Annotated in this window: 9 protein-coding genes; 3 read left to right on the plus strand and 6 right to left on the minus strand. The window is 60.6% G+C overall.

Going from position 1 to position 12,443, the window contains the following annotated elements; all coding sequences use genetic code 11:
• Positions 1-16: 16 nt before the first annotated feature.
• Positions 17-526: a hypothetical protein gene (locus HY17_RS01770; protein WP_139068830.1), complete on the minus strand. Its 510-nt coding sequence runs from the start codon at positions 524-526 to the stop codon at positions 17-19.
• Positions 527-697: 171 nt separating this feature from the next.
• On the opposite strand from HY17_RS01770, the gene HY17_RS01775 reads away from it, so the two are divergent.
• Positions 698-2,692 carry a protein meaA gene (locus tag HY17_RS01775; RefSeq protein ID WP_034761579.1) on the plus strand — a complete coding sequence of 665 codons (1,995 nt, stop codon included), beginning with the start codon at positions 698-700 and terminating at the stop codon, positions 2,690-2,692.
• Between the two features lie 6 nt (positions 2,693-2,698).
• Here HY17_RS01775 and HY17_RS20130 read toward each other — a convergent pair whose 3' ends face one another.
• Positions 2,699-3,286: a hypothetical protein gene (locus HY17_RS20130; RefSeq protein ID WP_139068829.1), complete on the minus strand. Its 588-nt coding sequence runs from the start codon at positions 3,284-3,286 to the stop codon at positions 2,699-2,701.
• Here HY17_RS20130 and rimK point away from each other — a divergent pair.
• Complete coding sequence (rimK, locus tag HY17_RS01785) at positions 3,285-4,703, plus strand: 30S ribosomal protein S6--L-glutamate ligase (RefSeq protein WP_034761583.1); 1,419 nt, start codon at positions 3,285-3,287, stop codon at positions 4,701-4,703. The two genes, HY17_RS20130 and rimK, sit on opposite strands and share 2 nt — an antisense overlap.
• Here the strand turns inward: rimK and HY17_RS01790 are convergent.
• Positions 4,690-5,949, minus strand: coding sequence for a multidrug effflux MFS transporter (locus tag HY17_RS01790; RefSeq protein ID WP_233348573.1), 1,260 nt, complete (start codon positions 5,947-5,949; stop codon positions 4,690-4,692). The two genes, rimK and HY17_RS01790, sit on opposite strands and share 14 nt — an antisense overlap.
• A 164-nt stretch (positions 5,950-6,113) precedes the next feature.
• Positions 6,114-6,695 carry a hypothetical protein gene (locus tag HY17_RS01795; protein ID WP_034761587.1) on the minus strand — a complete coding sequence of 194 codons (582 nt, stop codon included), beginning with the start codon at positions 6,693-6,695 and terminating at the stop codon, positions 6,114-6,116.
• A 185-nt stretch (positions 6,696-6,880) separates the two neighbouring features.
• Between HY17_RS01795 and HY17_RS01800 the strand changes: the two genes are divergently transcribed.
• Positions 6,881-8,416, plus strand: a complete 1,536-nt coding sequence (locus tag HY17_RS01800; protein ID WP_175354443.1) for a PQQ-dependent sugar dehydrogenase — start codon at positions 6,881-6,883, stop codon at positions 8,414-8,416.
• An 80-nt stretch (positions 8,417-8,496) separates the two neighbouring features.
• Here HY17_RS01800 and HY17_RS01805 read toward each other — a convergent pair whose 3' ends face one another.
• Both HY17_RS01805 and HY17_RS01810 read right to left on the minus strand, forming a co-directional pair.
• Positions 8,497-9,927, minus strand: coding sequence for an aldehyde dehydrogenase family protein (locus HY17_RS01805; RefSeq protein ID WP_034761589.1), 1,431 nt, complete (start codon positions 9,925-9,927; stop codon positions 8,497-8,499).
• 106 nt (positions 9,928-10,033) lie between these two features.
• Positions 10,034-12,307: an NADP-dependent malic enzyme gene (locus HY17_RS01810; protein WP_034761592.1), complete on the minus strand. Its 2,274-nt coding sequence runs from the start codon at positions 12,305-12,307 to the stop codon at positions 10,034-10,036.
• Between the last annotated feature and the right edge of the window lie 136 nt (positions 12,308-12,443).

Here is a 12,443-nt window from a genome sequence, read left to right on the forward strand (position 1 = left end):
TCGTTCGCGCCGGGCTTTAGCGTTCGTCCGGCGAGGTAAATTCGCCTTCGATGATATCTTCTGGGCCCCCGCTGGGGCGGCCTCCCGAGTGGAACGAGGCGTTCAGCTGCGTCGAGATGATGTTCGCCTGGTCTGCGGCGAGCCGGGCGCTGGCGAGGTTCATCAGGTAAACCGCGCCGGTCGTACCCCCTGCGATCAGCAGGTCCGGCCAGCCGAACCCCCGGGCGAGCGAGGTGTCCCGGAAAAGCGCCAGGATGCCGAGCGTTATGATGAAGATACCCAGCAACAGGCCGGTACGTGCTGCGAAACCGGGCCAGAAGGCGCCGGGATCCGGCATTCTTGTTTCGCCGGCCGCGCGCAGGAAACGGATTCGCTCGATCCAGGAAACCAGCATCATTCCGCCGGCCAGCAGGAGCAGCACAAGGAAGCTTCTCTGCATGACGGCGGCGAGGGCGGCTGCGGCAGGAAATGCAACCAGTGCGGCGAGGCGGAGGCGCAGCGCCAGCTGCAGGGAGCCGGCCGACAATCCTTCTGTCGGGCCCCCTGTCGGACCGCCGGATGAAACGTGTATCATGTGATATATGTGGCCCTGCCCGCCTGCGGCCGCAAGACGCTCCATCCGGTGTCTTGTCAGTCCGGTTTCCGGAGGGCATGTTGCGCCGCAACATAAAATCCTGCGTTGGGAGGCGCATGCCCCATGGCTGACACTCAGACTTCATTCCAGCACAATCCCGACCGGCCGTGGATCTTCCGCACCTATGCCGGCCATTCGACCGCCAAGAAGTCGAATGAGCTGTACCGGATGAATCTGGGCAAGGGTCAGACGGGCCTCTCCATCGCTTTCGACCTGCCCACGCAGACGGCCTATGACGCCGACCACATCCTGGCGCGCGGCGAAGTCGGCAAGGTCGGCGTGCCGGTCAAACATCTCGGCGACATGCGCGAGCTGATGGCGGAACTGCCGCTGGAGCAGATGAACACGTCGATGACGATCAATGCACCGGCGTCCTGGATGCTGGCGCTCTATGTCGCTCTTGCCGATGAGCGCGGCGACGACCGCAAGAAGCTGCGCGGCACGACCCAGAACGACATCGTCAAGGAATACCTCTCGCGCGGCACTTATGTGTTCCCGCCCGAGCCGTCGATGAAGCTGATCTCGGACATGGTCACCTGGTGCTACACCGAGGTGCCGAAGTGGAATCCGATGAATGTCTGCTCCTACCATTTGCAGGAAGCGGGCGCGACGCCGGAACAGGAGCTCGCCTACGCGCTTGCCACGGCCATTGCCGTGCTCGATACGGTAAAAGCTGGTGGCAAAGTTCCAGAAGAAGACTTTGAAATTGTTTTCGGGCGGATCTCATTCTTCGTGAACGCAGGTGTGCGTTTCGTTACGGAACTTTGTAAAATGCGTGCCTTTGTGGAACTCTGGGAGGAGATCGGCCGGGAGCGTTATGGCGTGACCGATCCGAAAGCCCTGCTGTTCCGCTATGGCGTTCAGGTGAACTCCCTTGGTCTGACCGAGCCGCAGCCCGAGAACAATGTCTATCGTATCCTTATCGAGGCGTTGGCCGTGACGCTGTCCAAGAAGGCCCGCTGCCGCGCGCTGCAGCTGCCCGCCTGGAACGAGGCGCTTGGCCTGCCACGCCCATGGGACCAGCAATGGTCTCTGCGCCTGCAGCAGATTCTCGCTTACGAAACAGACCTCCTGGAATATGAAGACCTGTTCGACGGCAGTCATGTGATCGAAGGCAAGACGGACGAACTGAAAGAGCTCGCCCGAACGACGCTCGCGGAAATCGATGCGCGCGGCGGCGCGACGAACTCCATCGACTTCATGAAGGAAAGTCTCGTCGGCGCACATATCGAGCGCGTGAAGGCAATTGAATCCGGCGCCCTGACCGTCGTTGGCGTCAACCGCTATACCGAAACGGAAGAAAGCCCGCTCGGCGGCGGCGACGGGGCGATCCAGACGGTCGATCCGGCCGAAGAGATGATGCAGGTCCGTGAACTGACGGCCTGGCGTGCGAACCGCGACAACGCCGCTGCTGAAGCCGCACTCGCCAGCCTCAAGGCTGCTGCGCAAGAGGGGACCAATATCATGGAGCCCTCCATCACCTGCGCCAAGGCCGGTGTCACCACTGGTGAGTGGGGTGAGGCGATGCGTGAAGTGTTCGGCGAATATCGCGGGCCCACCGGCGTGGCGGTCGTCATCAATTCCGACAGCAATGAAGACACCGAAGCCGTCCGCAAGGAAGTCGACCGGGTGTCCGATGCGCTCGGCCGCCGCCTGACCTATGTGCTCGGCAAGCCGGGCCTCGACGGCCACTCCAACGGCGCCGAACAGATCGCGGCGCGTGGCCGCGAGGTCGGCATGGATGTCGTCTATGAAGGCATCCGCTTCGCGCCCAATGAAATTGCCGCGCAGGCCAAGGAAGCCAATGCCCATGTGGTCGGCCTGTCCATCCTGTCGGGCAGCCATCTTGATCTCGTCCGCGAGACGCTGGCAGAACTTCGCAAGGTCGGTCTCGACAATGTGCCGGTTGTGGTCGGCGGCATCATCCCGCCGGAAGATGCCCAGGCTCTGCGCCAGATGGGGGTTGCCCGCATCTACACGCCGAAGGACTTCAAGATCACCGGCATCATGGGCGACGTCGTCGGCATCGTTGAAAAGGCCTGGCTTGTGAAAGGCTGAGCGCTATCAGGTTCTGGTTGCTTCCAGAAAAGCCAGAGATAGCCCGACAAAGCCAATCAGGAAAAAGAGAGGGAGCGCCTCAAGGAAGAACACCTTGTGGCGAGGCCAACCGGCGGTCTGTTTGAGGACCAATGTCAGCAGACGCCCAAGTGCCAGACACATGAATAGCCAGAGCGCCATGTCAAAAAAGACAAGGCTTAATGCATCGCCGGCTCCGTGGTCGCACGCTACGCAGCGCATGAATTTCCGAAGTTCTAGGTTGAGGAGCCACAAGATGGTTCCTGCTAAGCCCGTCAGCACAAGGTAGGAGCGCCAGCTCCAGGTAAAGCATGGCGCAATCACCCAGAGAGGGAGCAGCCTTCCCATTACCTGGATGAGATCTTCCATGAAACTTCCGGCAGTTGAAGGGACGTTCGGGATGTTACTTAAGATGGAAATTTTAGGCGACAATTTGTTGAACTTCGACATTTTTCTCGACGGTCGTTCCCGGCTTTCTATCTGGTTAGAGGTGAGCCCTGTCATGTTCTTGCCGCTTGTGCTTGTCTTCAGGCAGGCATAAGCGGCGGAAAATTCTGACAGAGGCGCACTGACCATGCCCCACTCCAACCCGTTCGAGCTCGGCTGGGAAGAATGGCTGGCACTGCCAGACCTCGGCTTGCCGGCGATCAAGGCGAAGATCGACACGGGCGCGAAGACGTCCGCGCTGCATGCCAGCGTTATCGAGCCGTTTGGTCCGGTGACCAATCCGCAAGTACGGTTCCTGATCCAGCCCGACCCGAACGATCCAGCCCTGGAAGTGACCTGTTCCGCGCCCGTGGTTGACCGGCGCGAGGTAACGAGTTCCAACGGCGAGACCGAGCTGCGTTATGTGATCGAAACGGAAGTCCAGATGGGCGCCCGGCGCTGGCCCATCCAGCTGACTCTGACCAACCGCGAGAACATGATGTACCGCATGCTGTTCGGCCGCGGCGCCATGCAGCCGGACATGGTGGTCGACCCGAACGAATCCTTCCGCATGCCGGAACTCTCCTACAAGCTGTACAAGGGCCTGCCGAAGAGGAAGCCGGTGAAGCGCCCGCTTCGCATTGCGCTGCTGACGCGGGAGCCCAACAATTATTCCAGCCGCCGTCTTGTTGAGGCAGCGCGTGAACGTGGCCATGTGATCGAAATGATCGACACGGCCCGCTGCTACATGCAGATCGGCACGCTGGATCCGCAGGTGCATTACGACGGCAAGGCGCTGCCGCGATACGACGCTGTGATCCCGCGCATCGGTGCCAAGATTACCGACTATGGCATGGCCGTGCTGCGCCAGTTCTCGAACACAGGTGCGGTTTGCCTCAACGGGGCAGGGTCGATCGGCCGGTCACGCGACAAGCTTCTGGCCCAGCAGCTGCTCGCCCGGGCGAAGATCGCCATGCCGGTGACAGCCTTTGCGCATAGCCCGAAGGATACGAAAGACCTGATCGGCCTCGTGGATGGGGCACCGGTCGTGTTGAAACTGCTGACCTCAACACAAGGACGCGGCGTGGTTCTGGCCGAAACGCGCAAGGCGGCCGAGAGCCTCGTGGATGCATTCCGCGGGCTTGATGCGGACTTCCTGGTTCAGGAATTCGTGGAAGAGGCCGCCGGGGCGGATGTGCGCGCCTTCGTGATCGGTAACAAGGTCGTCGGCGCCATGAAACGTCAGGCACAGAAGGGGGAGTTCCGCTCCAACCTGCACCGCGGTGGAACGGCATCCAGCATTCGTCTGACGGCGGAGGAACGGGAAACCGCTCGCGCAGCAGCGAAAGTGCTGGGGCTGAGCGTGGCGGGCGTCGACCTGCTGCAGACCAAGGACGGGCCGAAAGTGCTGGAGGTCAATTCCTCTCCCGGCCTCGAAGGTATCGAGAATGCCACCGGCAAGGACATTGCCGACAAGATCATCGAACACCTGGAGCGTCAGGTGCGTCCTCTGTCCAGCGACCGGGAAAACGTCACGCGCAGCAACCGCCGGATCAACGTGAACTGAACAGCTTGCCCTTCTCGGTGATCAGGATGATCGTGAGGGAAGAGAGGCCGAGGCAGACAAAGCCGAGCATCAACGGGATCGTGGAGCCATTGTACTGGCTGCCGATCAGCATGCCGATCAGGCTGGAGACGGTCGTCGTGGCAAATCCATATGCAGCGGACGCCGTCCCGGCGATGGAGCCCAGCGGTTCCATGGCGAGCGCCGAGAAGTTCGAGCCCAGCAGGCCGAAGCAGGCGAATGTCAGGATGAACAGCGGATAGAACCAGAGAAGGTTCTCGCCCATGAAAAAGGTGATCGCTGCAGACAGGGCCGACAGCCCGGTGAACAGGAACAGGGCTGAATGGCTAATCCGGCGCATGCCGATCTTCTCGACCAGTCTCGAGTTGGCGAAGTTGGCCACGGCCAGCATGGCGGCGATTCCAGAGAACCAGACAACGAAGTCCTGACCGCGGCCAAAGACTTCCCGGAAGACCTGTTCAGACGTTGCGATGAAAGAGAAGAGCGCGCCGAACACGATACCGGACGCGCACATGTATCCGAATGTGACCGGCGTGCGGATCACTTGTGCATAGGCACCGAGTGCATTGCCAAGGTTCAGCGGCCGGCGGTTTTCAGTCGGCAGCGTTTCCGGCAGGCGGGCCCATGTCCAGCCAAGCATGCCAAGTCCGAACACGACCAACGCGCCGAAGATCCACTCCCAAGGCGCTACCAGGAGAATGGCTTGTCCGACGGCCGGGGCGATGATCGGGATGATCATGAAAATGGTCATCACCAGCGACATGAAACGGGCCATCTGCCGTCCGGCGAAAAGGTCACGGACGATAGAGACAGCCACCAGCCGGGCACCGGACGAGAACACGCCCTGCACAAAGCGTGCGGCCAACAGGGCATGGAACTCCCGCAGTGTGATGCACAGCGATGCCATGACGATGTAGCCGATGAGGCTGACAAAGAGCGGGCCGCGGCGCCCGAACCGGTCGGTGATCGGCCCCCAAAGGATTTGGGGCGCTCCAAAACCGAGGATGTAGGAGAAGATGATGAGTTGCTGGCGGTTGTCGCTCTCGACGCCTTCAGCCGTCAGGCCGACGGCATGCGCGATCTCGTTCAGGGCCGGCAGCATGATGTCGATGGCCAGCGCGTTCAGCGCCATCAGTCCGGCGACCATGACAACCATTTCCATCTGCCCCGGAACTTTCCGGTCGGGCAGTGTTTCGGGCGTCGGTGCCATTGTTTCAGTATCGGGCACCGCGTGCGCCTTTCGAGCCAGTGAGTTTCTGGGAAAGGCTATCTGGACCCGTCAGGCCATCATTACCAGAGCTGCCGGCGGAAAACTGTCAGACGGGCCTGCGCCTGCTCCGAATGGCGGGGCGGGTTACCCGAATTCTGACGGTGTGAAATCCAGAGACCAGATCAGGGTTGCGGGCGCACGATGCTGCCGGAAAGGTTCATGATAACCTGGTCTGCATCGAAATAGGCCGCGTCATCAGGCTTTGGCCCTTTGCCCATCAGGATCTCCGCCGAAGCAATGTAGCGCGTCGACTCCCTGTATTCAGCCGAGCCCCAATAAGGGTCGTAATAGCCCCAGCGCGGCCAGAACGGATCCGGATAATAGGGCCGGGCGCGGTAGTAGGCCGCGCTCGGCCCGTAATAATAATAGTCGAGATAAAAGTGATCATAGAACGGCGAGTAGGGTCCGCCGCCTGTCGGCACCAGCCGGCTTTTCGCGTCCGTATCCCGGTGCACGACCCGGAAATGATCATACCCGTTCAGTTTGGTCAGCTCTGCTGCGCGGTAGAGCAGGTAGGTTTCCACCGTCTTGCGGTCTGTCAGGCTGTTGCCGGCAAACTGGACGCGGAACCGGTTGTTCTCGATCTGCTGTTCGGAATAGCCGCGGCTGGAGGAGTCGATGGCCGCCTGGTAGGGCGTCGCGGTCGCGCAGGCACCAAGCAGGGCAAGTGCTGCAATCGCAGCAGGAAGAACAAGTTTCCGCATCTGGGAGTACCTCCGGCGCACAGTCGTTTGAGTGTATTATATGGATCGTTGTAGCTGAACGCCAGTTGAACCATGTCGCAGCCGGCCGCTGACGGCATGAAGATATTGTTATGTTTGACCTCTTGTCTGGTCTGCCGGGCCTGCTCGTATACGCTTCGCGAATTACGCGGAGGCGCTGTATGCGGTTGAGTGATGCAGTCACAAAATGGATCACCGGGACATGTCTTCTCGGCCTGGCTGCTTGTGGAGGCGGTGGCAGCAGCAATGGTACCGCGCCTCCGGTCAACCAGCCGCCGGTCTTTTCGAGCGCGACAAGCGTCAGTGTCGCCGAAAACACGAGCGGGACATTTTACACCGTCAGTGCGTCTGATCCGGATGGTGGCGCGGTGACGCTGAGCGTCGTGTCTGGCGGGGATGAGGGGGCATTCACCATCGACTTGGAGGCGCGGACGATCGCTTTCGCCTCTCCCCCCGATTTCGAAGCGCCACTCGATGCGAATCTGGACAACACTTATGGACTGACCCTGGAAGCACGCGACGCGGGCGGGTTGACCGCACGGCTCAGTCTAACCGTGACGGTGACGGATCTGACGGAAGGACTTGCCCTGCAGCGCACCGGATCCGGTTTTTCTGCCCCGCTGTTCGTTATCCAGTTGCCCGGCACCGAGCAGCTTGTCGTGCTGGAAAAGGGCGGACTGGCGCGCCTGCTCAATCGGCAGAACGGCACAATTAGGAGCGTACCATTTCTGGATGTGTCCGGATCGATATCCACCGATGGAGAGCGGGGCCTTCTGGGACTGACATTCTCGCCGGATTTCGCGACTGACCGGACTTTCTACGTGAATGTCACCAACCCGGCGGGAGATACGGAAATCCGCCGTTACCAGACTTATACAACCTCACCAGGGCAGGCGGATCCAACGACAGAAGAATTGGTCCTGACAATTCCGCAGGAAGGGAACAACCACAATGGTGGTTGGCTGGATTTCGGCCCGGACGGCCTGCTCTATGTTGCCATGGGCGATGGTGGAGGAGCAGGCGATCCGCTTGAGCGGGCGCAGGACCCTGACTTCCTGCTCGGAAAGCTGCTGCGGATTGATGTGACCTCGGATGATTTTCCAGCCGATCCCGACCGCAATTACGCAATACCTGCCGGGAATGCGTATCCGGGCGGAGCGGGCGGGCGGCCTGAAATCTACGCGCTTGGCCTGCGCAATCCCTTCCGATGCAGTTTCGATGCGGCGTCCGGAGACCTGTTCATCGCCGATGTCGGCCAGGGCGTCGTCGAGGAGATCGACCGGATCGGCACGAACGAAGCCGGCGTCAATTTCGGCTGGGACAATCTCGAAGGAACGGAGATCTACGAAGGCCCGGACGATCCGTCCTTCCGAGACCCTGTCGCTCAATACTTCCATGGATCTGCTGCGAACCAGGGCAATTCGATCACGGGTGGATATGTCTATCGCGGAAGCATCGCGGCCATTCGGGATCACTATGTCTTCGCAGATTTCGTCAACAGCAATGTCTGGTCGATCCCGGAAGCAGATCTTGTGAATGGCTCAACAGTCGCCGTGACAGCCGGGATGCGCCTCAATGACCAGCTGGTTCCGGATCAGGGAAGCCTCTCAAATGTGTCGAGTTTCGGAGAGGATGCGGACGGTAATCTTTATATTGTCTCGTACGGGAGTGGAGACATCTTCCGATTTGTCAGTATGCCCTGATAATCGATGACGATGAAATCAGCACATAATAAAAGGGCGGCCCCGCGAGGCCGCCCTTTCGAATTCAGGAGCTGGCTGGATCAGGCGGCCTTGTAGCCGATCACTGCCTTGACCTCGAGGAATTCCTCAAAGCCTTCCTCGCCCCACTCGCGGCCATTGCCGGACTGGCCGTAGCCACCGAACGGCGCCGTGAAATCAGGGCGTGCGCCATTGACCTGGATCTGGCCAGCGCGGATGCGATTGGCGACCTTGTTGGCTTCATCTTCAGGGCCCTGCACATAACCAGCCAGGCCATAGACCGTGTCGTTCGCCATTTCGATGGCGTCTTCAACGTCCTCGTAGGGCAGGATGCAGAGCACCGGTCCGAAGATTTCCTCGCGAGCGATCGTCATGTCGTTAGTGACGTTGGCGAAGACGGTCGGGCGGGCGAAGTAGCCCTTGTTGAAGCCTTCCGGACGTCCCGGGCCACCGGCGACCAGCGTTGCGCCTTCTTCGATGCCCTTCTGAATGAGGTCCTGTACCTTCTGGTACTGGTTGCCATTCGAGATCGGGCCGATGGCACCAGGAGTTGCTTCCGCCGGCATCATAACCTTCACGGACTCAGCGGTCGCTTTGGCGATTGCGATCGCTTCGTCCTGCTGGTCCTTCTGGACGAACATCCGGGACGGGGCGTTACAGGACTGACCGGAATTGGTCATCATCTGGATGACACCGCCGGAGACAGCCTTCTGCAGGTCTGCGCTCGGCAGGACGATGTTCGGGCTCTTGCCGCCCAGTTCCTGCGCAACGCGCTTCACGGTCGGTGCTGCGGCCTGTGCCACGAGCACGCCCGCGCGGGTGGAGCCGGTGAAGGACATCATGTCGACATCCGGATGCGCGGACAGCGTTGCGCCGACGCCCGGGCCGTCACCGTTCACGAGATTGAACACGCCTTTCGGCACGCCGGCCTCATGGATGATTTCAGTCAGGATCATGGCGTCGATCGGGGCGATTTCAGACGGCTTCAGCACCATGGTGCAGCCTGCGGCGATGGCCGGGGCCACTTTGCAGGCGATCTGATTGATCGGCCAGTTCCACGGCGTGATGAAGCCGCAAACACCGATGGGTTCTTTGCGCAAAAGGGTCGTGCCCTTCACTTCTTCCCATTTGTAGTTCCGCAGGATCGCGGCGGTCGTTGCGAAGTGACCCATGCCGGACGGCACCTGGGCTGCATTGGCCAGCCACATCGGCGCGCCCATTTCGGTGGAAACGGCTTCAGCCAATTCCGGCAGACGGGCCTGAATGCCTGCTGCGATCTTGTCGAGCAGCTCGGCGCGGTATTCCACGGTCGTCTGCGAGAAGGCCGGGAAGGCTGCCTTGGCGGCGGCCACGGCCTTGTCGACGTCTGCCTTCGAGCCGAGCGAAATGACGGCAAAGTTTTCCTCGGTTGCCGGGTTCTCGACTTCGAGCGTCTTCGGTGTCACGGGATCGACCCATTCACCATTGATGTAGAATTTCAGATACTCTTTCATGCCGCTCGGGCCTCCCTCCAAAGGTGTCAGACTATAATAAGTATAGGGGCAGGACCCGCGACCCGCGAGTCCTTACCCGACGATATGTCCGCTTTGTCATCGGCGATTAGCCGTGAACATTGTCCACATCATAGGCGGCAATCGTGGCGAGGTTCACGATATCCCCGACCGTCGCGCCCAGCGAGGCGATCTGCACCGGCTTTTCGAGGCCAAGCAGCATCGGGCCGATCACGGTAGCGCGGCTCATCGATTCCAGAAGCTTAGTCGAAATCGATGCGGCGTGAATGGCTGGCATCACCAGAACATTGGCCGGACCGCTGAGACGCGAGAACGGATACAGCATCCAGTGGTTCGGATTCAGCGCGACGTCCGCTGACATGTCGCCCTCATACTCGAAGTCAATGCCATCCATCTTGTCGAGAATGGCGACAGCCTCACGGACTTTCTCACCCCGTTCGCCCATCGGGTTGCCGAAGGTGGAATAGGACAGGAAGGCGACCCGCGGGATAAAGCCGACCGATTGAACGGCGCGCGCTGCCTCAATGGCGATGTCGGCAAGCTCCGGCCCGCCCGGCAGTTCGGTTACGCTGGTGTCCGCGATGAACACCGTCTTGCCGCGGTTGATCACCATCGACATGCCAATAACGGCCTGGCCCGGGATCGGGTCCAGCACCATCTGGGCGTCTTTCAGGGCAACATCATAGTTGCGGGTGACGCCTGTAACCATGCCGTCGGCATCGCCATTCTTCAGCATGCAGGAGCCGAATATGTTGCGGTCGTTGTTGACGAGGCGCTGCACGTCCCGCTTGAGGTAGCCCTCGCGCTGAACGCGGGCATACAGCATGTCCGTGTAGACTGGGTTATTGTCCGACAGGCGGGCATTGATGATTTCCAGCGATCCGGCCGGAACGCCCATCATTTCCATCGTCTGCTCAACCTGGGCTTCGCGGCCGATCAGGATCGGATGACCGAGGCCCTGATTCTTGAAGCTGTAGGCCGCGCGGACGACCGCCGGTTCTTCACCTTCCGCGAACACGATCCGCCGTTGTACTTCCTTGCAGCGCGCCTGCACGCCTTCGAGGAAGGCGGCGGCCGGATCGGAGCGGCGCTTCAACTGGGCACGGTAGGCATCCATGTCCGCGATGGGTTTGCGGGCAACGCCGGTGTCCATGGCGGCCTGCGCCACGAAGGGCGGGACGTGCGAGATGAGGCGCGGATCGAACGGAGAGGGGATGATATACTCCCGTCCGAAAGAGGGGCGTGAGCCGTGATAGGCGGCCGCCACTTCATCCGGCACGTCTTCACGAGCGAGTTCCGCCAAAGCGTAAGCGGCGGCGACCTTCATCTCTTCATTGATGCTGCGTGCCCGGACATCGAGCGCGCCGCGGAAGATGTAGGGGAAGCCGAGGACGTTGTTCACCTGGTTGGGATAGTCCGACCGGCCCGTCGCGATGATGGCATCATCACGGACGGTCTTGATCTCTTCCGGTGTGATTTCCGGGTCCGGATTGGCCATGGCAAAGATGATCGGGTTCGGCGCCATTTTCTTGACCATGTCCGCCGTCACGGCGCCCTTGATCGACAGGCCGAGGAAAATGTCCGCGCCTTCCATGGCTTCGGTCAGCGTCCGCTTGGTCGTCTTCACGGCGAAGGCGGATTTGAACTGGTCCATCCGTTCGGTGCGGCCTTCATAGACCACGCCCGTCGAGTCGCACATCAGGATGTTTTCCGCCTTCACGCCAAGATGGCGGATGAGGCCAGCGCAGGAGAGGCCTGCGGCGCCTGCACCGGAGACGGCGACTTTCACGTCTTTCAGGTCACGGCCTGTGATATGGCAGGCATTGATGATGCCCGCTGCGGCAATGATGGCCGTGCCGTGCTGGTCGTCATGGAAGACCGGAATGTCCAACTCTTCGCGCAGGCGGCTCTCAATGACGAAACAGTCCGGAGATCCGATGTCTTCCAGATTGATGCCACCCCATGTGTCGCCAATGTTGCGAACAGTCCGAATGAAATCTTCCGCATCCTTCGTATTCACTTCGACATCGATACTGTCGATATCGGCGAAGCGCTTGAACAGGACGGACTTGCCTTCCATCACCGGCTTCGAGGCCATCGGGCCAAGATCGCCAAGGCCGAGAATGGCGGTGCCGTTTGAGATCACGGCGACCATGTTGCCCTTTGACGTATAGTCATAGGCCTTGTCTTCATCCTCTGCGATGGCAAGCACGGGAACGGCCACGCCCGGGCTGTATGCCAGCGACAGGTCCCGCTGGGTCCCCATGGGCTTGGTCGGCGCCATGGAAATCTTGCCGGCGGTCGGCTTGGAATGGAAATCAAGGGCTTCCTGATCGGTGAAGCTGGGGCGCTTTGACGTCATGACTTGGGGTCTGTTCTACGGGTCTGTTTCGGTTCTCGATTGGGGCCGGACCCTAGGCCGCACCGGGGAGGCTGCCAACTGCCTAAATGACCGAAAAGCATGCGATTTCAGCAAGGCTGGCCAGATGCTTTGCGAA

The organism is Hyphomonas sp. CY54-11-8, assembly GCF_000682735.1.
Classification (GTDB): Bacteria; Pseudomonadota; Alphaproteobacteria; order Caulobacterales; family Hyphomonadaceae; genus Hyphomonas.

Coding starts and splice junctions, on each gene's coding strand:
- HY17_RS01775 (WP_034761579.1), top strand. CDS start 698: ATGGCTGACACTCAGACTTCATTCCAGCACAATCCCGACCGGCCGTGG.
- rimK (WP_034761583.1), top strand. CDS start 3,285: ATGCCCCACTCCAACCCGTTCGAGCTCGGCTGGGAAGAATGGCTGGCA.
- HY17_RS20130 (WP_139068829.1), bottom strand. CDS start 3,286: ATGGTCAGTGCGCCTCTGTCAGAATTTTCCGCCGCTTATGCCTGCCTG.
- HY17_RS01795 (WP_034761587.1), bottom strand. CDS start 6,695: ATGCGGAAACTTGTTCTTCCTGCTGCGATTGCAGCACTTGCCCTGCTT.
- HY17_RS01805 (WP_034761589.1), bottom strand. CDS start 9,927: ATGAAAGAGTATCTGAAATTCTACATCAATGGTGAATGGGTCGATCCC.
- HY17_RS01810 (WP_034761592.1), bottom strand. CDS start 12,307: ATGACGTCAAAGCGCCCCAGCTTCACCGATCAGGAAGCCCTTGATTTC.